The following is a 25,881-nucleotide window of genomic DNA, read 5'->3' as shown; positions in this document are numbered from 1 at the left end:
CAGATAATTTTAACAAATGAAAAAAGTAATTTTAAGTTTAGTAACTATAGGTGTCTTATTTTCCTGCGGAAAAGTAAAAAGAGAAGAAACTGTTGCAAAAGTTGATACCACTCAGGAAGAAGTACCTGAAACATTAGCTCCTGTTAACGATGAAATGATGGAAAATGCTGTTATCTATGAGGCAAACATCCGTCAATATTCTGAAGAGGGTTCTTTTGATGCTTTTACTAAAGATATCCCTGAATTAAAAAAACTTGGAGTAAAAGTACTTTGGGTAATGCCAATTTATCCAATTTCTACTACCAAAAGTAAAGGTTCTTTAGGAAGTTACTACGCAATCTCTGATTATACTAAAGTAAATCCTGAGTTTGGAACTATTGAAGATTTTAGAGAGTTGGTAAAAGCTGCTCATGATAATGGAATCTATGTAATTTTGGATTGGGTGGCTAATCATACTGGCTGGGATCACGTTTGGTTAAAGGACCATCCTGAGTATTATACTAAAAATGATAAAGGAGAAATTACGCATACAGTAGGAACGGATTGGACAGATGTAGCCGATCTTAATTATGATAATAAAGAGATGCGCTCAGATATGCTTGCGGCAATGAAGTATTGGCTTCAGGAAGAGGGAGTTGATGGTTTCCGTTGTGATGTTGCAGGAATGGTGCCTGTAGATTTCTGGGATAATACTGTTGCGGAGCTAAAAAAAATCAAACCAGTATTTATGCTAGCTGAAGGATGGGAGCCTGAATTGATGGAGAATGCCTTTGATATGGGGTATGGTTGGGATACGCATCATAAGATGAATGATATTGCTCAGGGAAAAGCAGATGCAAAAGAATGGGATAAAAGAATGGTTCAGATAGATACTATGTATGCTGCTGATGATATTCTAATGAATTTTACTTCTAATCATGATGAAAATTCATGGAACGGAACTGTTGAAGAGCGTATGGGGGATGCTAAGGAAATGTTCGCAGCATTATCATATGTTGCACCCGGTATGCCTTTAATCTATTCTGGTCAGGAATATGATATGGATAAACGCCTATTGTTCTTCGAGAAAGACACCATTATCAAAAAGAAAGGAAAATTCTTTCCACTGTACGAAAAACTGGGTAAGCTTAAAAATGAAAATCCTGCTTTGCACGGAGGAAAAAAAGCTGCCTCTTATGAACGTATTAAAACTTCTGAAGATAATAAGGTGTTAGTTTTTAAAAGAGAAAAAGATGGTAGTAAAGTATTGTTTGTGGCAAATATGACTAATGAGACTGTAGAATTTACTGCAGAATACTCAGGTAAGTTTACTGATTATCTTTCTGGAACAAAATATGAAGGAAGCCCTGAGCAAAAATATGGATTGGATCCGTGGCAATACTTGATCCTGATTCAGGAATAATCAAAATACTATATTATATATTGAATAAACGACCTGTGTAAACGGGTCGTTTTTGTTTTTAAAACAATTTTTGAGATGATAAAACCTTTAGAAAATGTGATTTGAGGTATTACCTTTTTCTTAACGCAATCATTGAAAATGTGTTAAAATAATGTCTTTTTTGTCGGTAAATACTGAATTTATCAACCGAAAACGTTTTAGTTTTTTAGCAAATTAGGTTATTAAACTCTTTAACGATAGATTTGGCTTCAATGACAAAAAAGGTTAAAAATATAGCTGTGCTGACTTCTGGAGGAGATGCTCCCGGAATGAATGCTGCAATTCGCGCTGTTGTTCGTGCTTGTAGTTATTATAAGGTACAATGTTTTGGAGTTTATAAAGGATATGAAGGTCTTATTCATAATGAGATCGAAGAATTAAATGCACGTTCTGTTCGTAATATTATTAATAAAGGAGGAACCTTTCTTAAGTCTGCACGATCAAAAGACTTTAGAACTGTAGAAGGAAGGCAGAAGGCCCATGAGAATTTGATTAAAAATAATATTGATGCTCTTGTAGTAATCGGAGGTGATGGAAGCTTTACCGGAGCATTAAAATTATCAGAAGAATTTAATTTTCCAGTAGTAGGAATTCCAGGCACTATTGATAATGATATTAATGGTACCGATTATACGATTGGCTATGATACAGCATTAAATACAGTTGTAGAAGCAATTGATAAAATCCGTGATACGGCAAGCTCTCATAATAGACTGTTCCTTATTGAGGTGATGGGTAGAGATGCTGGGGATATTGCTCTTAATGCAGGTATTGGAGCAGGAGCAGAAGAGATTTTAATTCCCGAAGAAGACATGGGGGCTGATAGATTATTAGAATCCCTTAAAAAAAGTAAAAAAACAGGAAAAACCTCTAGTATCATTGTAGTTGCTGAAGGTGATAAGTCGGGTAAAAATATTTTTGAATTAGGCGAATATGTTGAAGAGAACCTTAATGACTATGAAGTAAGAGTTTCAGTCTTAGGTCATATTCAAAGAGGAGGAGCACCGAGTTGCTATGACAGAGTTTTGGCAAGTAAACTTGGAGTAGGAGCGGTAGAAACTTTATTAGAGGGGCAAAGTGAAGTAATGATAGGTATTGTTCATAAGAAGGTAACAATAGTCCCGCTTAAGAAAGCTTTAGAAAAGAGAGCGCACAAACACGATGGATTAATAAAAGTAGCCGATATCACTTCGGTATAATATTTAACCACATTTTTTTAAATCAAAAACAACTAAATTATTAAATATGAGTACGTTAAAAATTGGAATTAACGGTTTTGGTAGAATTGGAAGAATTGCATTTAGAATTGCTTCTAAGCGCAATAATGTAGAGATTGTAGCTATCAATGATTTGTTGGATGTAGAGCATTTAGCTTATTTATTAGAATATGATTCTGTACACGGAAGATTTGATGGATCTATTGAGGTGAAAAACGGAAATCTTGTAGTTAACGGAAAAGAAATTCGTGTAACTGCAGAACGTAACCCTGAAGATCTTAAATGGGATGCTGTAGGTGTAGATGTTGTAATGGATTGTACAGGTATTTTTACAACTTTAGATACTGCTGATGCTCATCTTAAAGCTGGTGCAAAGAAAGTTGTTATTTCTGCTCCTTCTAAAGATGCTCCGATGTTTGTAATGGGAGTGAATCATAATGATGTTAAGGCAACAGATAATATTGTTTCTAATGCTTCTTGTACTACAAACTGTTTAGCTCCTTTGGCTAAAGTAATTGATGATAATTTTGGTATTGAAGAAGGTTTGATGACTACAGTACATGCTGGAACTGCTACTCAAGCTGTAGTAGATACTCCATCTAGAAAGAATTACAGATTAGGTCGTAGTGCTTTGAATAACATTATTCCATCTACAACAGGTGCTGCAGTAGCAGTTACTAAGGTTATACCTGCACTTAAGGGTAAATTAACAGGTATGGCGTTTAGAGTACCTACAGCTGATGTTTCTGTAGTGGATCTTACTGTAAAAACTAAAAAATCAGTATCTTATGATGATCTTAAAGCTGTCGTAAAGAAAGCTTCAGAAAATGAACTAAAAGGGATTCTTGGATATACAGAAGAAGACGTGGTATCTCAAGACTTCGTTGGAGAATCTCAAACTTCTGTTTTTGATGCTAATGCCGGGATTGCACTTAATGATAACTTCTTCAAGTTAGTGTCTTGGTATGATAATGAATTTGGATATTCTACTAAGTTAGTTGACTTGTCAACTCACGTAGGTAATCTATAATATATAAACACTAAGTGTAGCTGTCACCTTGAGCGTAGTCAAAATATAATTAATTCTTTTGACTACGCTTGACAAGACAGATGGATTAGGGTGTTATTTTTCTCTTTGCTAACAACAAATAAATTTTCAAATGATTTTATTAGCTGATGGTGGTTCTACTAAATGCGATTGGATTCTTCTTGATGATTCAGGAGAAATCGTTTTTAAAACCCGTACAGAAGGTTTAAATCCTGCTGTATTTGAGAAAGCTCTTTTGGAAGAAAGAATTAGAGCTAATAAAGAGCTTTCTTCTTATAAAGAAAGGGTAGAGGTCATTAATTTTTATGGAGCAGGATGTGGTACTCCTAGACCCGCTGCTATGCTTACAAAAGTTTTTGAAGAGTTTTTTATCAATGCAGAGGTTGTTGTAAAAGAAGATATGGTTGCCGCAGTCTATGCAGCAACTACTGAGCCAGGTATTGTTTGTATTTTGGGTACTGGTTCTAACAGTTGCTACTATGATGGAGATGATATTCACATGGCGGTAGATTCTTTAGGATATATTCTGATGGATGAAGCCAGTGGAAATTATTTTGGAAAGAGATTAATACGAGATTATTATTATAAAAGAATGCCTCCTGAGGTAGCTGCTGAATTTGAAAAACGATTTGACCTTTCTTCTGATGCTATAAAAGAAAATTTATACAAAAAAGACAATCCAAATACGTATTTGGCTTCTTTTGCAGAATTTATTTTTACTAGCGAGCGTAATGGGTATTTCTATAAAATTGTAACCGAAGGTATTCAGGAATTTGTAGAAAATCGCGTGTTGTGTTTTCCTGAAGCTCAGAATGTGCCTATTCATTTTATAGGATCCATTGCTCATTTTAGTGAAGATATTATTAGAGCTGCTGTTTGGCCATATCATCTTACAGTAGGAAATATTGTAAGAAGACCAATTGATGGGATTATTGATTATTACCGTAATGAAGTGATAAAAAAAAAGACTGATAAGGTCTAATCACGAATGTATTCATCAATGATAATGCTCTAGAATGATAAGGTTATCTCCTTGTTTCATCTTCCATAGACTTGCAACAAAAAAATAACCTCCTTTAAAATCTTCATATTCGCATCCGACAAAGTAATCATCATCATCTTTGATAATTTGTTCGCAAATATGGTTTTGGATTTTATCGTTCCATAAACCTATATTTTTCTCTTTTTCTAACCAATCTATAATATCTCGTTCTGAAATAATTCCTAGTTGAGTGTCCTCCTCTTTAATGAGTTTATGAACTTCTTTTTCATTAAGATACTTGACAAACTTTTTACTAATAATTTCCTCTCTCCTTATTTTTTTTGCACTCCAGTTTACGACATATTTTATGTCTTCCTTTTTTACTTTCAATCTGAATTAGTTTTAGGGTATTGTGCAAATAAAATACATTTACATCAAGTATGCTAGAGGATATTATAATTAAGTGTTACTCTCGTTCCTTTTCCCGGAGTAGAGTTTATAAATATCCTACCGTTGATATAGTTCATGCGTTCTTTCATAAAGAATAGACCCATTCCTCCTTCTGCTTTATTGGTTGGTTTTGAAGGTATTTTGTTTATGTCAAATCCTTTTCCATTATCATCAATAGTAATGCTCAATATAGTATCAGAATGATTGACTGTGATCATTATATAGTCAGATTTAGCATATTTAATGGCATTATTTACTGCTTCTTGAGTCACTCGATATAAATTGGTTTCTACAAGTGTATCATAACGGTGGTTAAAATCAGATTTGTTTTCAAAAAGGATGTTTTTACCAGTCAATTTAGATAACTCTTTGGCCATTTTTTGAAGCGCAATAGAGATTCCGTAATCTTTAAGCTCCGGAGGAGTAAGATTAAATGTAGCCATTCGGATTCCTTGAATTAGATCTTTGGATAATTGCTTTAAACCTTCAATTTTGCTAGCCGCTTTTTCTGTATTATCAAGATTAATTGATTCTATATTAAATTTTAATGCGGTAAGCATTTGACCAATACTATCATGAATTTCTTTTGCAATACGTTCACGTTCTTCCTCCTGTGCTTCAACAATCTGACTGGCATTTGATTTTTGAATTTCTTCCTTTTCTTTATACCTCGAAGCATTCAATCTATCAACTTCCTGTTGAGCTTCTTTACGTTTAGAAATGTCTGAACAAAGTACTAGTCTTTCGGGTTTACCAGACTCCCTAAAAACAGTAAGTATGGATACGTCTAACCAAAGCTTTTGCCCGGAAACTGTTGCGAACTCAAACTCTTCATTAAATATATCGCCATTATTTTGTGAAATAAGTTGAAGCAATCTATTTTTCTGAACTTCTCCTAACTCCATAATGTCAGCTAAGTTTTTTTGTTCATAATTGTGTTCGGTACTTAGTAATTTTGCAAATCTATCACCTAAACTTTGAATCACACCATTTTCATTTACTCTCGCATATAACAGGGTCTGATCAATTGCTTTGGTAAGTGCAACTAATTCCTGAACGTTTTTTTCTTGAGCTTTCCTTAGGTTTTCTGTTCTAGAAGCCATTTCCTCAGTTTTTTGTTGAGAGGTTAACAAGTTGGATATCGTTTTTTTTATACTTAAAGCTACAGGTCTGAACAGTAGAAAAAACTCGAAAATTAGAATTAATATAATTACTGAGAATAATAAATACTCAACTTGTTTTAGATAAGATACTTTTTCTTTGGCTTCTTTATCATATTGGGATACAATCGCATCCATTTGCTTTAAAAAAAGAGCTTCGTTTTTGATAATTGCATCAAGACTTATTTTTAGTTCTGCAGTATCAACAGAATCTTGCTTAAATTGATTTAGAGCCTTTTTACTATTACTATAAATAGTTTGAAAGTATGGTTCTAAAACCACAAACATTTTTTGTATCTCAATACTATCATTACTTTCCAGTTGTATTGATTTATTGTATTGTAGAAGTGCCTGATGTGATCCTTTCCATAAATCAATCGTGGACTCCAGATCTTTAATATGATTTTCTTTTAAAGTTTTATTTTTTAGATCAGTGAGTAATAGAATTTCTTTAGTTAGCTTTTGACTTAGCATACGTTGTCTTCCGGAAAGGTTAATTATCCTGGAATCGTCTATTTGAGAATTTAAATATCTCTGGATAAAAAATTGTCCACCAATAGTGAATAGTGCGATTGCGCCTAAAGCAATAATGTAGATCTTGCTAAGGCGACTAAAAGTTTGGTGGTCTAAAGATTCTCGTTTACTCAATGTAGAACTATAATAAAGCTTGTTTTACCAAATCTAAAGCTTTTTCTGAATATGAAAGTTGTAAAGCTGCCTGATGACCTTTTTCAGACATTTTTCTCCAGGTTTTTTGTAGAATGTCGATAACCTTTTCTTTGGTGTGTTTTTCTAAAAAAGGTTCATAGTAGAAGTTTAAAAATACCAGACAAATTACATCTTCAAGAGTTTGTGTTTCTTCATCTTTTTTTAACTTCTTCTTTTGGAGCAAGAATGAAACTCGTTCAATAGTCTCAGCATTATAACCAACCTTTTCTAATATGTTTGAAGCTTTTGCTGCATGAAATTTCTTTAGCTCTTCTCTCCATTTTAAATAACCTACACGATCCATTGGATAACTATCACGAGGGATTTCCCAACGACAAATATGTTGTGATCTTGCTGCTAGTTTTAATGCTTCTGAAGCTTCAGGGTCAAATGATTCTAGAGTTTGGCTCATTCGTTGACCGTATATCAATTCTTTGGCAATTGATTGTCCGTTAACGATTTCTTTGTTGGGGTCGTCTGCATTTACTCTGTCAAAGAGAGAAAATGCTTCGTTTAGTTTTGTGGTTGGCATAAAAGTAATGATGTTAAAAAGCCTGCTAATTTAATGTTTTTAGCATTAAAAAGCATTACTCTTCAAACCCAATGAACACGATTCCATCCTCTATTTTAACAGGATAGGTAGCAATGGGAGCCAGGTCTCCATTTAGATTTTCACCACTTTCTAATGAAAAAGTTTTCTTATGAAGAGGACAGGCAACCTTAGGTATTCCATTTTGATCACCAATCATTCCTCTGCTTAATACCATTTCCATTTTATGTGGACATACATTCTGGCATGCATACCACGCATTCTTTCGCTCAAAATTGAAGACCGCAATTTGCTTTTCCTTGTATTTCACGCAAGCTCCTCCATTTTTAGGAAAGTCACTCACTTTTGCAGCCTCAAACCATACTTTTACATTTTCTGTAGCTATAGTTTTATATATTTCTAAAATTTCTTCCATAGTCTTCTTGTGTTTAGTTTCATCTAATTTTGATGTACCATGGTATAAGATTATTATTTCCAAGGTTCTGGCATTTTTTGTTCTCTCATAGGAACAAAAGCAATATTGTCATCCTCTTCATCACTATTAACAAAATGATTAAAACGTTTCATCATTTCAGGGTCATTGATGGCTTGGGTCCACTCACATTCAAACTTGTTAACTAATGTTTTCATTTCTTTTTCCAAATCTTCGGCGATACCTAGTTTATCATCAATAATAACCTCTTTTAGATACTCTAACCCACCTTCTAAACGTTCTTGCCAGGCAGCTGTTCTTTGTAATGGTTTTGCTGTACGCATATAGAACATTAAGTAGCGATCTAAGTATTTTATTACAGTTTCATTATCAATTTGTTCGGCAAATAGTTCTGCATGTCGTGGTGTTGCACCACCGTTTCCACCAACATATAGGTTCCATCCTCCTTCTACTGCAATTAAACCAAAATCTTTGCCACGCGCTTCAGCACATTCTCGTATACATCCTGAAACTCCTCCTTTAATTTTATGTGGAGCACGAATTCCTCTGTATCGATTTTCGAGCTCAATACCAAAACTGACACTTTCATCCATTCCGTAGCGACACCAAGTAGAGCCCACACACGTTTTTACCGTACGTAAAGATTTACCATACGCGTGGCCACTTTCAAAACCGTTATCAATTAGATCTTTCCATATTAAAGGTAATTGATTCAAAGTGGCACCAAATAAATCAATACGAACACCACCGGTTACTTTGGTATATAAGTCATACTTTTTAGCAATTTCTCCTAGCGCAATAAGTTTTTCTGGAGTAATTTCTCCTCCAGGAACTCTAGGAACCACAGAATATGTTCCGTTACGCTGAATATTAGCTAAGAAACGATCATTAGAATCTTGAATAGCATATTCTTTATTAGCCGTATCAGCGTGAATGGTTGCCATTAACGAAGCAATAAGTGGTTTGCATAATTCACATCCGTGACCTCCATTTCCATGATTATCTAATACTTCATCAAATTTGGTGTATCCTTTTACTTGAATAATTTTATATAAATCTTGTCTACTTAGTTCAAAGTGTTCACAAACTCCATCCTTAATTTCAATACCTAAAGATTTTAGAGCTGCATTTGTTAGGTCGGTAACCATTGGTTTACATCCACCACAACCAGTTCCTGCTTTTGTACAACTAATTACTCCAGCAACATCTGTAGCTTCTCCGCTTTCAATAGCACCACAAATTTGCCCTTTGGTTACGCTTTCGCAAGAACAAATTTGAGCTCCATCTGGTAAATCCATTACATCACCTAATAAGCCTCTATCATCGCCTCCACGGCTACCCAGGATAAGATCTTCGGGTTCTTCCGGAAGTTTCATTCCATTGATATATATTTGGAAAAGAGAATTATAGTCTGAAGAGTCACCTACAAGAATTCCTCCTAAAAGTTTTGTACCGTCTTTAGAAACGTTTATTTTTTTGTAAACTCCTTTACGTCTATTTTCATAGGTAATTTCATCAATATCCTTTTTGGCATCGTTTAACGCATCTCCAAAACTTGCTACTTCAGTACCAATGAGTTTTAGTTGCGTTGACATATCGATATACTCAGGCATTGCACTTGTACCTCCAGTAATTTGATTTACGGCAACTTCGGCCATATCATATCCCGGAGCAACTAAACCATATATCATACTATTTAGGAGTGCACATTCTCCGATAGCATAGATATTCTGATCAGAGGTTTGCATTTGTTGATTCACTACAATACCGCCTCTGGTACCTACTTCTAGTCCTGCTTCTCTGGCAACTTCATCGCGAGGACGTATCCCTGCAGAAACAACAAGCATATCTACTTTTAATTCGGTGCCATCGATATATTGTAAACCTTCAATGGCTTTATCTCCTTGGATGAATTGAGTTTGTTTCGAAAGGTGAACTTGTAAACCTAAACTTTCGATCTTGGCTTGTAACATATCGCTGGCGCCCTTATCTAGTTGTCTAGGCATGAGTCTTGGCGCGAATTCTATAACATGTGCGTTTAGTCCTAAGTTTTTAACTGCATTTGCAGCTTCTAGGCCTAGTAATCCTCCTCCAAGTACTGCGGCTTCTGTTTTTCCGGCTGCTTTTAATTTTTTAGCATATGCTTCGGTAGCTTCTAAGTCTTCAATGGTTCGATACACAAAAACTCCTTCTTTATCAACTCCCTGAATAGGAGGAACAAATGCTGATGATCCTGTTGCTAATACTAAATAATCATATGAGTACGTATCACCACGATGGTTAGCTACTGTTTTGTCTTCTCTATTAATCTCAGTAATCATTTCTGAAATATGAAGATCAATATTGTTTTCTGTATACCAACTAGCGGTCGACATGCTTAAATCTTCTGCAGTTTTACCATCATAAAACTCACTCAGATGTACTCTATCATATGCACGTCTTGGTTCTTCTCCAAATACTATAAGTTTATATTCGGTAAATTTTTCTGATGATACAAACTTCTCACAGAACTTATAACCTACCATTCCGTTACCTATTACTACAACCTTCTTCATAAATTACGTATTAATAGTTCAAAATTAAGTATTAATACGTATTTTAATAGTAAGAATTACGTAATTATATGGGTGTCAAATTAAGAATGCTTAAATAATAAAAGCAAAAACCTGCAAAATTATTTGCAGGCTTTTCGTTGTATATTTTTGTAGTTGGTTTATTCTGAAGGCTTAGGGCTCCATTTTAAGAAGTTTGGCTTTACAACAAGCATTGCCCATCCCCAGTTTTGTAATCCAGAAGGATCAGGTTGGTTCTTCAAGAATTCCATATTCTCACTAGCAAACATCTGAGAATATCCTACTTTTAAAGTAGCATATGGTAATAGTTTTTGTGTAAATACAATATCAACCTCTGTTCCCAGGTAAGAATCTGCTTCCGACCCATCATTATCATTAATGAGTGTAGCTGCAGCTCCAAAATAATGTGCTTTAACCAAAAGACTTGATTTTTTACCTGTTTTGAAGATTGCTTTTCCGTATATATCCGTTAACCCTACACTATTAGCGTGGTTGCCAACATAGAAATAATCCATATACCCATTAAACTTGTGATTGGTGCCATAAAGTGGGAAGAAAGATTTGTTTTTATCATCAGTACTATTTTGGTCGGTACCACTTTGTATCTCAAATCCAAGCCCTATTTTGGTAGCCCCAGCTTTATAGATTCCCTCTGCAGACAGTAAGTATGCACTGAGGTCTGTGTTTTGATTAGCTTTTCCGGCTTGATAATACGCGCTAGTTGCTAGTCCAACACCTCCTAATTTAAATTTTCCATATGCACCAAATGTGTGTCTATGAAAAAAACCTTCTACAGCAATACCATTTTCTATATTCTGAAAAGTATTATTCATTGCTAAAATACTAAGGCTATTATTTTCTGTAAAAGCGATATTATAATGAGCAAATTCTAATGCTTTGTAGGTAAAAAAGCCAGTAACATCAAATACGTTACCAAATTCATTTGCAGGATTTGCTGAACCGGAGTTTTGACTAAAAGAAAACCCTACATCAAGTTTTGATTTTCCTTTTGCATATTTAATTAGTGCAGCATCATGAAAACGCCCTTGCATAGCCCAGTCAAGACCTCCTAAAATTCTTTGATCGTCATACGATAGGGTTTGTCGTCCTACTTTTGTGGCCCAGGATTCGCTAAGTTTTAATTGAACCCAAGCTTCTGCTATTTGAAAACTATCATTACTATCCGTTGGTAAAATTTGTCTTGTATCTCCCCATACACTGACATCCTGAAAACTTAAATGTGCTTTAAATTTTTCTGAAGTATATCCAAATTTGAGTCTCGCTCTCTGCTCGACTAAAGAAGCTGGTTCTACACCTTGTGGAACCAAATTGTGAAATCCGTGTCGATAATCATATCTGGCTCTATAATCAGCATCAATACTTAATTCTTGTGCTTTTCCCTTAAATGCTAAAACTAAAAATATTAATATAGTAAAATTTAATGTATTCTTCATATGAACGTTTTTTTGCTTAAAATACAAGTGCGATAACCTGTGTTGATTACATTTCTTAATAATGTTCTATTAGTTTGATAATTATTGAAAGCAAATCTAAGTATAAATACTTATTTTTATTGTGTTTATTACTTAAAAATACGTAGTTAAAATTTTGATATACTTAAATAATGACAAGTGTTTTTGAAATATTCATATCTTTGAGTGACTATATATATTAAGGATATGATAAGCATAGTATTGGTAGATGATCATTTTTTGGTAAGAGACGGTATTCGAGCGCTCTTAGAAGATGAAGATCAATATAAAATCATCGGAGAAGCCTCGGATGGGAGAGAGGCAATTGCATTAGTGCAGTCACTTAAGCCGGATATTGTTATTTGTGATATTCGAATGCCTGAAATGTCGGGTATAGAAACTGTTAGAGAACTAGTAAGTCAAGGTGTAAGCTCTAAAACGATTATGTTATCGATGCACGACTCTGATGAATATATTCTTCAATCTATTAATGCCGGAGCAGATGGATATCTTTTAAAAGATGCAGGAAAACAGGAGTTTCTAAAGGCTTTATCTACTATAAGTAAAGGGGAGAAATATTTTAGTGGTGATGTTTCTTCTATTTTGGTAAAGAAAATTCGATCTGAGGATCAGGTCAATTCTAAAGATTTTGAAGACCAAAGTGATATAGTTGCTAAGGAATCTAAAAGCATTGTTGGTAACCCGTTTGATCTAACTAAAAGGGAAAGTCAAATACTTCAACTAGCTATCTCGGGGATGACTAATAAAGATATAGCGACAGAATTGAATATAAGTAGACGTACGACAGAAGTGCATAGGTTTAATCTAATGAAAAAAATGGGAGTAAAAAATATTCTAGAGCTTAGTAATAAGGCTAGAGAACATGGTATGATCTCCAGCCTTTAGAAGGCTTATTTTTTTGATATTCCTTCATAAATTCCGGTTATTTTATTAAAGCTTTTTGTAAGGGTATTGGTGATTTTAAATACTTCTTCCAAAGGAAATTTTCCGTTCATGAATCCTCTTCTATCTGATTGAAATTTTTCCCATATAGACATGATGTTTCCTAATTCTTCTTCGATATCAGTTGTGTTATAGCTACTTATTAACAGATTACCAATTGCAGTATCAAATTCGTCATAAACTATGCTTAGTATTTTGCCATATTCCGAATTTTCATTCTGAAATAAAGTGTTAGCTATATAGTATAAACACATTCTTTGGGCCAGCATACGTTGTTTTCCTGATACATTTATTGTGGAAATTAAATCTTGATTTTCATTTTTAAAAAATCGATTGTTGTAATTAGAACTTTGTTCTATGCTTGTTACAAGGTCATCACAAGCTGCTAAAAGCTTTGTGTTTAGCTTCATTATTCTGTAAGAGTTTTCGAGATTAGGGGTAGAGCTGATTATGCTTTTAAACTGAATCCATAATTTCTGTACATTTTTAATAGATAGTTTAATCGTTGTGGATGTGGCGTTCTTAGATAGTATTTCTAATTGTTTTTTGAATACAAACTTGCTGGAGTTTAGTTCTTTTTGGATTTCGGAGTTGTTGATCCTATTGCTAATCAATAAGAAAGCCTTTGACATTTTTTGAGACAGCATACGCTGTTTTCCGGATACATTTATTGCTTTACTATAGCTGATGGCTCCATAATTCTGTGATTGACCAGATAAGTTAGTTATTGATATTAGTATAAAAACTGTCAAAATGGATAAAAATTTTAGCTTCATGGGTAAAAAAGTTTGGTTAGTAATGTGTTTTGAAAAAAGCATTTTTATAAGTAAATATACTTATTTTTAAAATCTATACAAGATGTTTTTTCCTTTATTTCTTTCTATATAGATAATTCCAGTTTAAATGATTAAAATTCTTTTAGTTACAATGTTTAAATATTTTAAAATTATTTAATTCATTATTTATCAGTAGTTTACAGATGTTTTTGTTTTATGAATTTATTATTCTTTAAAAAAATATATTCTTAATTCATAAATATTCATTTTATGAGAATTAAAATTTAGGAATATGTAATAATGATATAAATACGTACTTTTTTATACGTAGCATGATTATTTATTAAGTAATAATACTTAGTTTTGAAATGTTCTATTAGCTAAATATTCAAAAACAGAGGATTATGAAAAAAATACATCTTAAAATTGTAATGATCTTTACAGCAATGATATTAGTGTCATGTGGTGGAGAAAAAAAGAAAGAAATAGCATCCAGTGAAGCTTCTGCTAAGGATGACCCTAAATTACTTATAGAGAAACCGCAATTAACTTTCGGTTTTATAAAGTTAACGGATATGGCTCCTTTAGCAATAGCAAAGGAAAAAGGCTTCTTCGAAGATGAAGGGTTGTTTGTTTCTGTAGAGGCGCAGTCTAACTGGAAAAATGTTTTGGATCGTGTTATCGACGGACAATTAGATGGTTCGCATATGTTAGCCGGTCAACCAATAGCTGCAGGAGCTGGTTTTGGTAGACAAGCAGAGTTGGTAACTCCATTCTCGATGGATTTAAATGGTAATGGTATTACGGTATCAAACGATGTTTGGTCTAAAATGAAACCAAATGTTCCTAAAGGAGAAGATGGTAAACCTATTCATCCAATTTCGGCAGACGCACTTAAGCCTGTAATAGAATCTTATAAGAATGATGGAAAAGCGTTTAAGATGGGGATGGTATTTCCTGTTTCGACACATAATTACGAAATAAGATATTGGTTAGCTGCGGCTGGAATTAATCCGGGAATGTACTCTAAAGATAATATTCAAGGTCAAATTGATGCAGATGTTTTATTATCAGTTACTCCGCCACCACAAATGCCAGCAACACTTGAAGCAGGTACAATATATGGATACTGTGTAGGTGAGCCGTGGAATCAACAAGCAGTTTTTAAAGGTATTGGTGTGCCGGTTACTACGAATTATGATATCTGGAAGAATAACCCTGAGAAAGTTTTCGTAATGACCAAGAAATTTGTTGAGCAATATCCTAATACTGCAACTGCAGTTACTAAAGCTTTGATAAGAGCAGGAAAATGGTTAGACACCCCTGGAAATCGTAAAGAAGCAGTGAAAATTTTATCTATGCCGGAATATGTAGGTGCGGATGAAGTTGTCTTGGCAAATTCTATGACAGGTACTTTTGAGTTTGAAAAAGGAGATAAAAGAGAGATGCCGGACTTTAACGTGTTTTATCGTTATGATGCTACCTATCCTTTTTACTCAGACGGAATTTGGTTCTTAACCCAAATGAGAAGATGGGGACAAATTCCAGAAAGTAAGCCAGCGGAATGGTATGACAAAACCATAAAGGATATCTATCGTCCTGATATTTGGACAAAAGCTGCTAATTTGTTAGTGAAAGAAGGTCATCTAGAAGCTTCAGAATTACCTAAAACAGATGGGTATAAACCTGCAACTACTGATTTTATTGATGGTAATAAATATGATGCTAAAGATCCGATTGGATATATTAATAGTTTTGGTATCGGGAACAAAGAAAATGTGGAAGGTGTTTCAAGCATTGAGAAATAAAAAGGGATTCCCCTTTTTATTTCTCTTCCATACAAAAGAATTAAATGAACTCTAATGCAGAATATGCTATAGCATTAGTGAAATAATGAAAGAGAAGTAAGTTTTAAATAAAATAAAATGAAAGACAGGTCTATACATATTCTCAATTTTGTAGGGTTAGGTTTTTTTGAACCAGCTATTAGATTGGCAACCGGAGAAGAAATAAAGAAAAATTTAATTGCTTTATTTAAAAAAGTATTATTGCCAATATTATCCGTAGGGTTATTTTTGATACTATGGTATACAGGAGCAACATATCTTTATAATGTTGAAAAAGATGCTAGAATCGAAAAAGCTATGACTGATCAAGGAGAGGCAGCAGCTTTAGAAATGCGTACCTGTATAGATTCGGGAGATATTAGTTGTCAACCTAATACCTTGCCATCGCCAGCTCAGGTTTGGACGGCTTATAAGTCATTATTGGCGGATCACGCAGTTATTTCAGATAAGAAAGCTGCCTTTTCAGACAAAGTAGCAGCTACCAATGCTCAAAGAGAAGCACAAGGTTTGGCGCCAATAACATATACAGGGAGACCGTCATTTGTAGACCAAATATTTACAAGTCTTAAAACGGTGTTTGCTGGGTTTTTGTTGGCACTGTTTATAGCAGTCCCTATTGGTATTATGCTAGGATTAAGTAAAACACTAAGATCATCAGTAAACTGGTTGATCCAGATTTTTAAACCTGTTTCTCCCGTTGTGTGGCTGTTATTGGTGTTTATGATTGTAAAAACTTTAACACGTGGCTCAGATTCTGATAGTTCCTTTATTATTTCTTTTATAAGTGTTGGGCTATGTTCGATGTGGGCAACATTGGTCAATACTAGTATGGGGGTTTCTTCTGTAGATAAAGATTATATAAATGTGGCTAAGGTGCTTCAGTTAAGTGTAGGGCAAAAAGTGTTCAAGATCATTTTGCCATCTTCATTTCCATTAATTTTTACGGGACTAAGAATCACATTATCCGTAGCTTGGATGGTGTTAATTGCTATAGAGTTATTAGCACAAAGTCCGGGACTTGGTTCTTTTGTTTGGGAAGAATTTCAGAACGGAGCTAATGATTCTAATTCCAAAATTATTGTAGCGATGTTTGTTATTGGAATTATAGGATTTTTGCTTGATAGAATAATGTTAACTATACAGAAGTTTGTAACGTTTACTGAGGAAACAGCTTAATATCAATAGTATGGCGTATATAGAATTAAGAAATGTATCAAAATCTTTTGGTACCGGAAAAGATCGTACTCAGGTATTGTCAAATATCAATTTAGAGATTGAAGAAGGGGAGTTTGTGGCGATCGTTGGGTTTACCGGTAGCGGAAAAACTACATTGATAAACCTAATATCCGGATTAATGATGCCTGATGAAGGACAGGTTTTGTTTAAAGGAGAACCTGTTACGGGGCCTAGTCACGAACGTGGTGTGATTTTTCAGAATTATTCATTATTACCTTGGTTAAACGTCAGGAATAATGTAGGTATGGCGGTTAAAGAAGCGTTTAAAAAAATGTCTAAAAAAGATAGAAATAAGCGTGTAGAAGATTATGTGGAGATGGTAAATCTTTCGCCCGCTATAGGTAAACTTCCTAAAGAACTTTCTGGAGGGATGCGTCAGAGGGTTTCTGTTACCAGGGCATTATCTATGAGTCCTGATGTGATTTTAATGGATGAACCTTTGAGTGCGTTAGATGCGTTAACCAGAGGAAATTTACAGCAGGAAATCCTTAAAATCTGGAATAAAGATAAAAAAACGGCGCTGTTGATTACCAATGATGTAGATGAAGGGATTTTAATGGCAGATCGTATTATTCCATTAAAACCTGGTCCAAAAGCCACTCTTGGACCAGAATATAAGATCAACTTGGATCGTCCAAGAGATAAAACCGCGTTGAACCATAATGAGGAGTATAAAAAACTACGTAATGGTATTATGGAATATCTCATTCAGATAGGAGAACAAAGGGCTTCTAAAAAAGAAAATAATCACGTTTTGCCAGATATTAAGCCAAGGATTAAACCAGCACCATTTAGAAGATTAAGTTTTAGTTAAAAGACAGTACTATGGAAACATTAGAAGAATCAGAAGTGAAGAGATCCGATAACGGATTGTTTGAAGATAAATACATGCTGGATATTTCTCAATTGACTAAAATTTATCCAACTCCCAAAGGAGATTATGTGGTTTTAGACGACCTTGATTTGAAAGTGAAACATGAAGAGTTTATCTCAATAATTGGTCATTCCGGTTGTGGTAAGTCTACGTTGCTTACTATGATAGCAGGTCTTAATCCTATTTCTAGAGGAACAATTGTAGCTAACAATCAAACAATTAAAGGTCCTGGGCCAGATCGAGGAGTTATATTTCAATCACCCAGTTTGTTGCCTTGGATGACAGCATATGATAATGTATTGTTGGGTGTTAAACAGGTATTTAGTCACGGAACTAAAAAGGATCGAGATGATATCGTTAAGTATTATTTATCCAAAGTGGGGTTGGAAGATGCAATGCATAAGAAAGCTAAAGAATTGTCTCAAGGAATGCAGCAACGAGTTGGGATAGCCAGGGCATTCGCTTTGAAACCAAAAGTATTACTACTGGATGAGCCATTTGGGATGCTGGATTCTCTGACCAGAGGAGAGTTACAAGATGTGCTTATTGAGGTTTGGAATCAAGAGAAAATTACCGCGATTATGATTACTCATGATGTAGATGAATCCATTTTTCTGGCAGATCGAGTAATTATGATGACAAGTGGTCCTAGAGCTAAGGTTGGTGACATTTTAGAAATTGATTTTGAACGCCCTCGTTTAAGAAAAGATGTTTTAGAACATCCGGATTATTATAAGTATAGAGAACATTTGATTAACTTTTTAGAACATTAAGTATTTTAAGAGTAATATTTTATTACTAAAAAACTCCTTATTTTTCATCTCATAATATTTTGACTGAAAAATAGGGAGTTATTTTTTTTGTGTTTTTAGCAGTTTTTTTACATAATAATTAGAAACTTAGTTCATTTATTCAGGTGTTTCAATAAATTGAAGTATAATAAAAGGGCTCTAGTTGTTGTTTCAGATGTTTTTGATTATAAATCGTTTATAACCTGTTTTTGTTGATAGATAGTGTTTTGTTTTTGAATAATGGGATAATTGCAATTATACAAACTATTGGAGTTATAATATAGATCCATTTAGGGATGGGAAAAGGATCTCCTTTTGCATAAGAATGCAATCCGGATAAGTAGTAGTTTACACCGAAAAAAGTCATAATAAGACTTCCTAAAGCAAATAGACTACAAACATTATAAATATATATATAATTTTTTGGGATTATAATTCTGATATGAAGTACAAATGAATAAATAATAATGCTAATTAAAGCCCAGGTTTCTTTTGGGTCCCAACCCCAATATCTTCCCCAGGATTCATTAGCCCAGATACCTCCTAAGAAGGTTCCGATTGTAAGCATATATAAACCGATAGTGCTGGTAAGTTGATTGATGTTGGTAATAGTTAGAACTGTATTCTCTGTTTCTGGTTTATTGTTAAATGTATTGATGCACATAAGAATTAGCGCAATCAAAGAAAGTAAAGACCCTAAGGCCAGAAAGCCATAACTTCCTGTTATAATGGCTACATGAATTAAGAGCCAATAGGATTTTAGTACAGGGACTAGATTTGTAATTTCCGGATTCATTAAGCTTCCATGTGCTATTCCAAGGAGACAAATAGCTAATATCGAAGCAGCAGCCGGTGCAAATGAACTGTTTTTAGAAAAAACAAAACCGGCTAGCATTCCTATCCAGGCTATAAAAATACTAGCTTCATATCCATTGCTCCAAGGAGCATGACCAGATATGTACCATCGCATACCAATTCCTAGGGCATGCACAATAAACATACCTATTAATAAAATGGTAATTCCTTTAATGATTTTGTCAATTGTTCTTTTACGTTTTTTAAATATCCTAATAAAGCTGAATAACATTAAAACAATACCAAAGCAAGTATATCCAATCAAACACCATAAAAAGATGTGATTATTATTGAGCCAGATTTCTAAATTAACTTTTTTATTAGTTAATATAATTGCTGATCCGTTTTTGAGCTGAAAACTTTTTATTAATTCAATAACTTCATTTGCTTTTTGCCAATTTCCGGCTTCAATTCCAGTAGTAAGATGAGTAAAATAGGTAGGAATTATTTTGCTAAAAAAAAGTTTATCATCTTTGTTGAATTCAGTTTCCTTAGCTATAGGGGAATACCAAGTTAGATCAGGATCATTTATTTTTGGAAATATTTTAAGAAACTGACCATTAAAAATGCTCCAAACAATATTAATACGCTCATCTATTTTAATAATATCTTTATCAAATACAGATCTTTTTCCTGGAGCTTTAGTGTAGGCAGAGGCGACTAATGATTTGAGCTTGTAATTTCCTTGAAAATCAAAAAATTGTGAAGCGCTTGCGTATCCCAACTGATTTATTTTTATTAAATCTTTTAGTTGCGAGATTGCTTTTTTATCAATTTTAATAAATTCTAATAGCTGCCAAGAATCAGGTTTGTATTGCATTCCAATAAATACCTGTGTAGGTGTTAATTGCTTTTTTTGATACTCTTTATCGATGTAGCTAAAACTACTTTTTCCATGTATTTTTCTTAATAATTCTAGTGATAAGGTGCTAATGGGTTTGATTCTACCTTGAAAATCCTGAACTTGAATAGTAGCAAATTTTTCAGCATGATTGACATCAATAAGTTGTCTGTGAATAAGTTCATAAGGTTTTAGGTTGTGTAATTGTTGTGCTTTTACGGTATTTAGCAAAGCTAAAATCAAACTTATAATACTATGTAGGATCGCTTTTTTCACCTTAATAGTTTTAGTATTAATCCAAAATGAGAGTTTTTCCAGAATAGGCTTAATAACATACCAAGAAATAATAAACCATATCCTATATACGTAATTAGCGTTCCCCAATAATCACGGTTTACTGAAAGGATAGTACCGCTTTCATCTGGTAAATAAGCGGATTGAAAAAAACGATAGCCTTGATGATTTAATACGTTATTCATGAATATAGTGTAATTGAATACTCTATTTTTTTCCTGAATCTCAAGATCGCTATAAAATGCTGATGGGCTATCTGATCCTGGATAGCGTTCCAGAATAAAATCTTTTAAAAAAATAGAAAAAGGCAGTTGAATTGGTTTGGCACCATATCTTAGCTTTACATGCAAATCATTAATAAATAGAGTGTTGAAAGGGTTCATGTAACCAGGACCGCCAAATAATGTAATTTCTTTATTTTCAGCTCCGGATTGTATGAAAAGTGTAACCGCAGCTTCGGGATTCTTTATTTCCGGGTTTTTTTCGACAGAAACAAGTTTTCGAACTTTGTTTTGAACTATTTCATTGAATACTATTGGGATGTCATTTATTTGGCTTAGAGCTTTAAATTTAAGAGGTACAATGCTGTCTTTTGGATATGAACCGGCCTTATTCAATAGCATAGAAAAATAATCTGTTACTTCAGGAAAGGATGCTTGCCAGGTTTGGTTCTGTTTGGTGATAAAAATATCTGTTTTGAGTTTGTTTTGTGTATTGAAAGCGATTGGTATTCCATATATGATTTCTCTAGTTCCTTCCTGGATATAAAAATCTTTCCTGTTTTCATTTTCAGCAATCACCATGTGTAGATACGTATTTCCAGAGATAGTATCTTTCAATTCATATTTCGCTCTGGGAACATATTTTTTTAACCGGATTTGAATATTTTTCTCCTCAAAATTAAAACTCTCATTTATATCATTAAATCCTAATTCACTCATTAGAATAGGTTCGCTGATGTGGTTTTTGTTTATGGAACCATTGCTTGTAATCACCTGGAGATAATTATCTATAGAAATCATTTTATCATTGGATTCACCTTCATTGATGGTTATTAAGGCTTCATAACCTCTATAGCGAGTAATTCCGGCTCCCAAAATGGTGATAATAAAAGCGACATGAAAAAGGAGTATGGGGGCTTTTTTTATACTGAATAGGTTGTATTTAACAATATTGCCAATAAAATTGATAACTAATAATAGTAAAAGTATTTCGAACCATTTGGCGTTGTAGATTATAGCTTTTGCCGTTTCTGTGTTGTAATCGTTTTCGATAAAAGTAGCCGTCCCCATTGATATTGCAAAAATGAGAAGCAATAAACCACTAAAGCGATTGGAGAAAAGTATATTTGTTATGTGTATCAATTAGAAGTTGCTAGTAGTTAATTTTTCATTCCAGTTTTCACCCATTTTTTTATTAGTTCTATATTACAACTGTCTATTTTGATTCCTTTTTTATAAGGCATTGCAATGAAACCTGTACTGTGGGTAATGGATCCAACCAGTACTCCAGACTCTGCGTGCTTTTTTAGATTTTCATAGTCAAATATCTTGTTTCTGGAAGCTTTAGTTTTATAGACATCAGGAGCATGACATAAAAAACAATCCGTTTCTATGATAGTTTTAATCTGATTAGAATAGGTAACTTCTTCAGGGATTGGGCATGGTTCTTGGTTTTTACAAGAATGTAAGTATGATATTGCTAAAAAGAGATAAAATGAGATGGCTTTTTTGGAAGTCATAGATGTATGTTTTTAGTTCTAGTTGGCATATTTCTGTTTCATTTTTAACCATTCTTCTTCACTAAGCGGAAGATGCTTTTTTTTGGAAGAAAAAGGATCCATTCCTCCTTTTAGATATTCCTGTATTTGTTGTAGAGGTATTGTATCTTTTATTTTATCTGCTACCTTATAAATGTGATTACCATGGAAATCATGACATTGCAGGCAGGTATTCCACTGTTTATTCTCAATTAGAGTAGCGTGCGGAACGTCTATTGGATCATTTTTAACTTCTAAGTCATAATGACAGTTCACACAAAAATTAGCGTTTGCAAGAACAATTCTAGTGTCATTATGCTCTCTGTGACAGGTTTCGCATTGTGTAGCATCAATATTGGCAATTGCATCTTTGAATCGTGGTTCCAAAAATCGATGTGTTGGGTGACGGTCATTAGGTCTGTCATGACATGCTAAGCATTTTTTATTATCAACATTTTGTGTTCCAAAGTCAGCTTTTGTTTTTCTAGCACCAAATGTGTATGCTATATTCGATTGTATTTGCTGGATCAAACTTCCTTTAGCATCAGTATGACAGGCGCTACATGATAAGCCTTCATGTCCTGTATTAAGAGGTCCTAAGCTTAGAAAATCTTCTGATTGCTTTAAAGGGAGAATGATATACGCAACAATTGTTACAGCAATTCCAATTAGTGTACCTTTATATTGTCTTTTTCGTAGCGGATTTTTATTAAGCATGTGCTTATTTAATCATTTATAAAACTTATGCTCACATTGTCAGAAGTAGGAAAACTTATACAAGTGAGTATATGTCCTTCGGCTACTTCTTCTTCAGACAGTAGATGACCATCTATCATTTTTACAGTGCCAGATATACATTTGGCTTTACAACTACTACACATTCCTGACCTACAAGAATATGGTAGCATTATATTATTAGCCATGGCTGCTTGTAAAATAGTTTTGTCTCCTCCTATATCTAGTGTGTGTTTTTGGTTGTCGTGATATATGATTACTGAGCTTTTTAATTTTTTGGCATCGCTAGATGTTATGAAATTAGCACTGAAAGCTTCTAATTTAATTTTGTCTCTGGTAATCCCTCTTTCCGCAAGAATTTCTTTGGCTTTATCCATAAATCCCTGAGGGCCACACATCATATATTTGCCATCTTCATAGGCCGTATTATGCTTTTTTAAGATATCATCAATCAGTTCTTTATTCAATAAATCCTGATGGTAATTAGGTTTGTCAGATTTCTTTTTTTCTAGGATATGCTCTACAGCAAAGGAATTCGGGTAATTTTCTTCTAAGTTTTCAATTGCTTTTTTGAAAATGGTAGATTCCTCATTTCTATTCGCATAAATTAGAATTATTTTGGATAAAGGTTCTTTTTCTAAAACCGTTTTAATGATAGAAAATATTGGAGTTATTCCGCTTCCACCGGCAAATAATATGTACTTAAATTGAATATTTTTGTTTGGTACGATAAAAAAGCTACCGGCAGGTTTTTCAACCTCTATTTTTTGACCGGGCTTTAGAGTGTTACATATGTAATTGGAGACTAAGCCTTTCTCAACTTTTTTTACAGTAATTTTCAGAAAGTTATCTATTACAGGGCTGCTACTAAAAGAATATGCTCTTTTTTCAACTTTGTTATTAATAAGGATTTTGACGGTAAGAAATTGACCGGCTTTGTATTTAATTTTGTTAAAAAAAAAGTTGTTTTTTAATATTACGCTAACAGCATCATCTGTTTCTGGGATTATTTCTTTAACGGTTAATAGCATAAGATTCAATTTTTTATTCGTAATAAAAGACGACTCCAATATGAAAAAGGACTAAAAATGTAATGACAAAAGAAAGTGCTACATGGGTAATCATCCAAGATTGAAAAATCCAGTTTTTTGTACTCTTTATGATATCCAGATTTATAGTTCCCAGTATCATATTGATGAAAAATATATAGGATAATAGCGCTAAGTATCCATATCCAAACTTCATAGCATGTAGATAGAAAAAAACTGGAGATAATATGCCTATCCACTTATGGATATATGTGAATTGTAAAGCATATTTCCTCAACTTTTTTGATATTCTGATTATAGTGAGTGCCCATTGAAATATTATAAAAGCGCTAACAAATACTCCTGACCATCGTTTATAATTTTCATCAAGTTGTAAGTCGTATAATGTATTCCATCTAATATTAAGGATATATTGTAAAATATATGCCAAGAATAGTATACTACCAACTAGGACGAAGCTTACTGATTTTTTCACCTTTGATTTAATCATTAATTAGTTAGAGGCTATATCATTATTTTTCTGCTTGTCAGAGCCTGCTAATAATTTTTCTAAACTTTTATAAGAAGTTAATTTTCTAACGCTATCTATAAACACTTCTGCAGTTGGAAGATAAAAACCTTTAGATGGCCATTTATCTCCAATAGATGGTTTTGTGCTGTCTATTTTAAAGGCTGCTATCTCATTAAGATATGCATTATATATTGCTTTTGTGCCATTTCGATATGCTTTGATTACATCTATAGCTTCCTTATATGAGAGCGAGTCTGATGGGTATTGCCAGGTAGTTGCCCCCATAACGTCTCCAAGTTTCCAATCGGTTTTTGTAGTGTTTTTATGTTCATTATGACAATTCACACAAGGAGCAGCAACTGCTAAATCTGCAAACATAGAGGTGTATAATTTTTGATCTTCTTCAAAAAAGTGTTGAGGCTCTTTGTTAGTTTTTATTTTTTCAAAAAGTTCAGCTTGCTTTCCCTGGAATTTATTTGAAGCATTAATTGGAAAATCTGACCCTAGATAAAGACCTAAAGGAACCGGGCTTTTTCTAATATCGGATGATATTCCTCTTAGAAATAAAGCTGGAAGAGGGCCAGCTTCTATTTCATCATCTTGCCAATCTTCGTCGAATTTAAGTCCTTGTTTTTTTCCGGCTCCAACTATTCCTTTGGTATATAGCGTTCTAGTAATGTCATTTTCCTTAGCAACCAAGGTGAGTATATCCGCAACTGCAAATACTTTATCTGAAGTTCCGTCAGATGAAGTTTCTTCCGGAACTCCTCCACAAGATTGGATAATAATTGTAATAAATAATAGTGATAAGAAAAATATTCCCTTTGACCTTAGATGATTCATTTATATGTGTTTTAAGTTAATAATATCTACCATAGTTATTAAGCTACTTCTCCATATGCTGCAGTTTTCATAACAGATGCCATTACACCATATGTATCAGACCATGCTGTTTCTATTTCTGGAGTGAAATCGTCTCCAAGCCCTACAGATAATGTGCTAAGTAATGCTGCGCCAACTGTGTCATAATGAGAAGATTCTACTTTGTAATCCACATGTCTTTTTCCTAAATCTTGTAAAATAGGTATGAGCTTATCAAGATTGCTAAGGCCTGCTACTGCGGAGGAAAGCATAGTCATTAATTTATTTCCTTGACCTTTCATTGCTTCTGGATCATCTGCTGGAAATATCTTTTTTAATTCAGGGTCTAATTCAAAAAGTTTATCATAGAAAATTTTTGCAGCAGTTTCTGCAATTGGAGCGACTTTTTCAAAAGAAGACTGTACTAATTCAATTGTTATTTTTTCCATATTTAG

At 33.6% G+C, this 25,881-nt stretch carries 24 protein-coding genes; 9 read left to right on the top strand and 15 right to left on the bottom strand.

Annotated elements, in window-relative coordinates; genetic code table 11:
* The first annotated feature begins 16 nt into the window (after positions 1–16).
* From J8M14_RS13555 to J8M14_RS13540, 4 genes are all read left to right on the top strand, one after another.
* On the top strand, positions 17–1,402 hold the full coding sequence (locus J8M14_RS13555) for an alpha-amylase family glycosyl hydrolase (RefSeq protein WP_211075303.1): 1,386 nt from the start codon (positions 17–19) through the stop codon (positions 1,400–1,402).
* A gap of 251 nt (positions 1,403–1,653) precedes the next feature.
* Complete coding sequence (gene pfkA, locus J8M14_RS13550) at positions 1,654–2,640, top strand: 6-phosphofructokinase (RefSeq protein WP_211075301.1); 987 nt, start codon at positions 1,654–1,656, stop codon at positions 2,638–2,640.
* A 46-nt stretch (positions 2,641–2,686) separates the two neighbouring features.
* Entirely contained in the window at positions 2,687–3,688 is a 1,002-nt protein-coding gene (gene gap / locus J8M14_RS13545) for a type I glyceraldehyde-3-phosphate dehydrogenase (RefSeq protein ID WP_211075298.1), read from the top strand.
* Between the two features lie 130 nt (positions 3,689–3,818).
* On the top strand, positions 3,819–4,688 hold the full coding sequence (locus J8M14_RS13540) for a BadF/BadG/BcrA/BcrD ATPase family protein (protein ID WP_211075294.1): 870 nt from the start codon (positions 3,819–3,821) through the stop codon (positions 4,686–4,688).
* A 15-nt stretch (positions 4,689–4,703) separates the two neighbouring features.
* Here J8M14_RS13540 and J8M14_RS13535 read toward each other — a convergent pair whose 3' ends face one another.
* The 6 genes from J8M14_RS13535 to J8M14_RS13510 all read right to left on the bottom strand — a co-directional run bounded on the left by J8M14_RS13535 (position 4,704) and on the right by J8M14_RS13510 (position 12,016).
* Positions 4,704–5,078: a hypothetical protein gene (locus tag J8M14_RS13535; protein ID WP_211075292.1), complete on the bottom strand. Its 375-nt coding sequence runs from the start codon at positions 5,076–5,078 to the stop codon at positions 4,704–4,706.
* A gap of 53 nt (positions 5,079–5,131) precedes the next feature.
* Positions 5,132–6,946 (bottom strand): ATP-binding protein, encoded by a 1,815-nt coding sequence (locus J8M14_RS13530; RefSeq protein WP_211075290.1) that lies wholly within the window; start codon positions 6,944–6,946, stop codon positions 5,132–5,134.
* A 7-nt stretch (positions 6,947–6,953) separates the two neighbouring features.
* Complete coding sequence (locus tag J8M14_RS13525; RefSeq protein WP_211075288.1) at positions 6,954–7,538, bottom strand: DUF4202 domain-containing protein; 585 nt, start codon at positions 7,536–7,538, stop codon at positions 6,954–6,956.
* A gap of 55 nt (positions 7,539–7,593) precedes the next feature.
* Positions 7,594–7,971, bottom strand: a complete 378-nt coding sequence (nirD, locus tag J8M14_RS13520; protein WP_211075284.1) for a nitrite reductase small subunit NirD — start codon at positions 7,969–7,971, stop codon at positions 7,594–7,596.
* Between the two features lie 53 nt (positions 7,972–8,024).
* Entirely contained in the window at positions 8,025–10,544 is a 2,520-nt protein-coding gene (gene nirB / locus J8M14_RS13515; RefSeq protein ID WP_211075282.1) for a nitrite reductase large subunit NirB, read from the bottom strand.
* A gap of 158 nt (positions 10,545–10,702) precedes the next feature.
* The gene (locus J8M14_RS13510; protein WP_211075280.1) at positions 10,703–12,016 is read right to left on the bottom strand and encodes an alginate export family protein; all 1,314 of its coding nucleotides are present in this window, start codon (positions 12,014–12,016) and stop codon (positions 10,703–10,705) included.
* A gap of 225 nt (positions 12,017–12,241) precedes the next feature.
* Here J8M14_RS13510 and J8M14_RS13505 point away from each other — a divergent pair, with 225 nt between their 5' ends.
* Positions 12,242–12,940 carry a response regulator transcription factor gene (locus tag J8M14_RS13505; RefSeq protein WP_211075278.1) on the top strand — a complete coding sequence of 233 codons (699 nt, stop codon included), beginning with the start codon at positions 12,242–12,244 and terminating at the stop codon, positions 12,938–12,940.
* A gap of 5 nt (positions 12,941–12,945) precedes the next feature.
* On the opposite strand, the gene J8M14_RS13500 is transcribed toward J8M14_RS13505, so the two are convergent.
* The gene (locus tag J8M14_RS13500) at positions 12,946–13,773 is read right to left on the bottom strand and encodes a type IV pili methyl-accepting chemotaxis transducer N-terminal domain-containing protein (protein ID WP_211075277.1); all 828 of its coding nucleotides are present in this window, start codon (positions 13,771–13,773) and stop codon (positions 12,946–12,948) included.
* A 404-nt stretch (positions 13,774–14,177) separates the two neighbouring features.
* Here J8M14_RS13500 and J8M14_RS13495 point away from each other — a divergent pair, with 404 nt between their 5' ends.
* The 4 genes from J8M14_RS13495 (at position 14,178) to J8M14_RS13480 (ending at position 18,503) form a co-directional block, all read left to right on the top strand.
* A complete protein-coding gene (locus J8M14_RS13495) occupies positions 14,178–15,581 on the top strand; it encodes a CmpA/NrtA family ABC transporter substrate-binding protein (protein ID WP_211075276.1) in 1,404 nt (467 codons plus the stop codon).
* A gap of 117 nt (positions 15,582–15,698) precedes the next feature.
* Complete coding sequence (locus J8M14_RS13490) at positions 15,699–16,796, top strand: ABC transporter permease subunit (RefSeq protein ID WP_211075275.1); 1,098 nt, start codon at positions 15,699–15,701, stop codon at positions 16,794–16,796.
* 10 nt (positions 16,797–16,806) lie between these two features.
* On the top strand, positions 16,807–17,670 hold the full coding sequence (locus J8M14_RS13485; RefSeq protein WP_211075274.1) for an ABC transporter ATP-binding protein: 864 nt from the start codon (positions 16,807–16,809) through the stop codon (positions 17,668–17,670).
* A gap of 11 nt (positions 17,671–17,681) precedes the next feature.
* Positions 17,682–18,503 carry an ABC transporter ATP-binding protein gene (locus J8M14_RS13480; protein WP_211075273.1) on the top strand — a complete coding sequence of 274 codons (822 nt, stop codon included), beginning with the start codon at positions 17,682–17,684 and terminating at the stop codon, positions 18,501–18,503.
* Positions 18,504–18,717: 214 nt separating this feature from the next.
* Here the strand turns inward: J8M14_RS13480 and ccsA are convergent, their stop codons facing one another.
* The 8 genes from ccsA to J8M14_RS13440 all read right to left on the bottom strand — a co-directional run bounded on the left by ccsA (position 18,718) and on the right by J8M14_RS13440 (position 25,875).
* Positions 18,718–20,493, bottom strand: coding sequence for a cytochrome c biogenesis protein CcsA (ccsA, locus tag J8M14_RS13475; RefSeq protein ID WP_211075272.1), 1,776 nt, complete (start codon positions 20,491–20,493; stop codon positions 18,718–18,720).
* Positions 20,490–21,803 (bottom strand): cytochrome c biogenesis protein ResB, encoded by a 1,314-nt coding sequence (locus tag J8M14_RS13470; protein WP_211075266.1) that lies wholly within the window; start codon positions 21,801–21,803, stop codon positions 20,490–20,492. Before J8M14_RS13470 ends, ccsA begins: the two co-directional genes overlap by 4 nt.
* Positions 21,804–21,892: 89 nt before the next feature.
* The gene (locus J8M14_RS13465) at positions 21,893–22,252 is read right to left on the bottom strand and encodes a hypothetical protein (protein WP_211075265.1); all 360 of its coding nucleotides are present in this window, start codon (positions 22,250–22,252) and stop codon (positions 21,893–21,895) included.
* An 18-nt stretch (positions 22,253–22,270) separates the two neighbouring features.
* Positions 22,271–22,987 (bottom strand): cytochrome c3 family protein, encoded by a 717-nt coding sequence (locus tag J8M14_RS13460; protein ID WP_211075264.1) that lies wholly within the window; start codon positions 22,985–22,987, stop codon positions 22,271–22,273.
* An 8-nt stretch (positions 22,988–22,995) separates the two neighbouring features.
* The gene (locus tag J8M14_RS13455) at positions 22,996–24,036 is read right to left on the bottom strand and encodes a ferredoxin--NADP reductase (protein ID WP_211075263.1); all 1,041 of its coding nucleotides are present in this window, start codon (positions 24,034–24,036) and stop codon (positions 22,996–22,998) included.
* Between the two features lie 13 nt (positions 24,037–24,049).
* Entirely contained in the window at positions 24,050–24,544 is a 495-nt protein-coding gene (locus tag J8M14_RS13450; RefSeq protein WP_247672636.1) for a hypothetical protein, read from the bottom strand.
* A 3-nt stretch (positions 24,545–24,547) separates the two neighbouring features.
* The gene (locus tag J8M14_RS13445; RefSeq protein WP_211075262.1) at positions 24,548–25,408 is read right to left on the bottom strand and encodes a DUF3365 domain-containing protein; all 861 of its coding nucleotides are present in this window, start codon (positions 25,406–25,408) and stop codon (positions 24,548–24,550) included.
* A gap of 38 nt (positions 25,409–25,446) precedes the next feature.
* Complete coding sequence (locus J8M14_RS13440) at positions 25,447–25,875, bottom strand: globin family protein (protein WP_211075260.1); 429 nt, start codon at positions 25,873–25,875, stop codon at positions 25,447–25,449.
* Positions 25,876–25,881 lie beyond the last annotated feature (6 nt).

Origin of the sequence: Aquimarina sp. MMG016, from assembly GCF_018100805.1 — a bacterium.
Classification (GTDB): Bacteria; Bacteroidota; Bacteroidia; order Flavobacteriales; family Flavobacteriaceae; genus Aquimarina.
The sequence above is the reverse complement of the archived record's forward strand: the minus strand, read 5'-3'. Positions and strand labels throughout refer to the sequence as shown.

Excerpts from the sequence above, each read along its gene's own strand:
- J8M14_RS13555 (WP_211075303.1), top strand. The coding sequence starts at position 17 with ATGAAAAAAGTAATTTTAAGTTTAGTAACTATAGGTGTCTTATTTTCC.
- pfkA (WP_211075301.1), top strand. The coding sequence starts at position 1,654 with ATGACAAAAAAGGTTAAAAATATAGCTGTGCTGACTTCTGGAGGAGAT.
- gap (WP_211075298.1), top strand. The coding sequence starts at position 2,687 with ATGAGTACGTTAAAAATTGGAATTAACGGTTTTGGTAGAATTGGAAGA.
- J8M14_RS13540 (WP_211075294.1), top strand. The coding sequence starts at position 3,819 with ATGATTTTATTAGCTGATGGTGGTTCTACTAAATGCGATTGGATTCTT.
- J8M14_RS13525 (WP_211075288.1), bottom strand. The coding sequence starts at position 7,538 with ATGCCAACCACAAAACTAAACGAAGCATTTTCTCTCTTTGACAGAGTA.
- nirD (WP_211075284.1), bottom strand. The coding sequence starts at position 7,971 with ATGGAAGAAATTTTAGAAATATATAAAACTATAGCTACAGAAAATGTA.
- nirB (WP_211075282.1), bottom strand. The coding sequence starts at position 10,544 with ATGAAGAAGGTTGTAGTAATAGGTAACGGAATGGTAGGTTATAAGTTC.
- J8M14_RS13510 (WP_211075280.1), bottom strand. The coding sequence starts at position 12,016 with ATGAAGAATACATTAAATTTTACTATATTAATATTTTTAGTTTTAGCA.
- J8M14_RS13505 (WP_211075278.1), top strand. The coding sequence starts at position 12,242 with ATGATAAGCATAGTATTGGTAGATGATCATTTTTTGGTAAGAGACGGT.
- J8M14_RS13500 (WP_211075277.1), bottom strand. The coding sequence starts at position 13,773 with ATGAAGCTAAAATTTTTATCCATTTTGACAGTTTTTATACTAATATCA.
- J8M14_RS13495 (WP_211075276.1), top strand. The coding sequence starts at position 14,178 with ATGAAAAAAATACATCTTAAAATTGTAATGATCTTTACAGCAATGATA.
- J8M14_RS13490 (WP_211075275.1), top strand. The coding sequence starts at position 15,699 with ATGAAAGACAGGTCTATACATATTCTCAATTTTGTAGGGTTAGGTTTT.
- J8M14_RS13485 (WP_211075274.1), top strand. The coding sequence starts at position 16,807 with ATGGCGTATATAGAATTAAGAAATGTATCAAAATCTTTTGGTACCGGA.
- J8M14_RS13480 (WP_211075273.1), top strand. The coding sequence starts at position 17,682 with ATGGAAACATTAGAAGAATCAGAAGTGAAGAGATCCGATAACGGATTG.
- J8M14_RS13470 (WP_211075266.1), bottom strand. The coding sequence starts at position 21,803 with ATGGGGACGGCTACTTTTATCGAAAACGATTACAACACAGAAACGGCA.
- J8M14_RS13465 (WP_211075265.1), bottom strand. The coding sequence starts at position 22,252 with ATGACTTCCAAAAAAGCCATCTCATTTTATCTCTTTTTAGCAATATCA.
- J8M14_RS13460 (WP_211075264.1), bottom strand. The coding sequence starts at position 22,987 with ATGCTTAATAAAAATCCGCTACGAAAAAGACAATATAAAGGTACACTA.
- J8M14_RS13455 (WP_211075263.1), bottom strand. The coding sequence starts at position 24,036 with ATGCTATTAACCGTTAAAGAAATAATCCCAGAAACAGATGATGCTGTT.
- J8M14_RS13450 (WP_247672636.1), bottom strand. The coding sequence starts at position 24,544 with ATGATTAAATCAAAGGTGAAAAAATCAGTAAGCTTCGTCCTAGTTGGT.
- J8M14_RS13445 (WP_211075262.1), bottom strand. The coding sequence starts at position 25,408 with ATGAATCATCTAAGGTCAAAGGGAATATTTTTCTTATCACTATTATTT.
- J8M14_RS13440 (WP_211075260.1), bottom strand. The coding sequence starts at position 25,875 with ATGGAAAAAATAACAATTGAATTAGTACAGTCTTCTTTTGAAAAAGTC.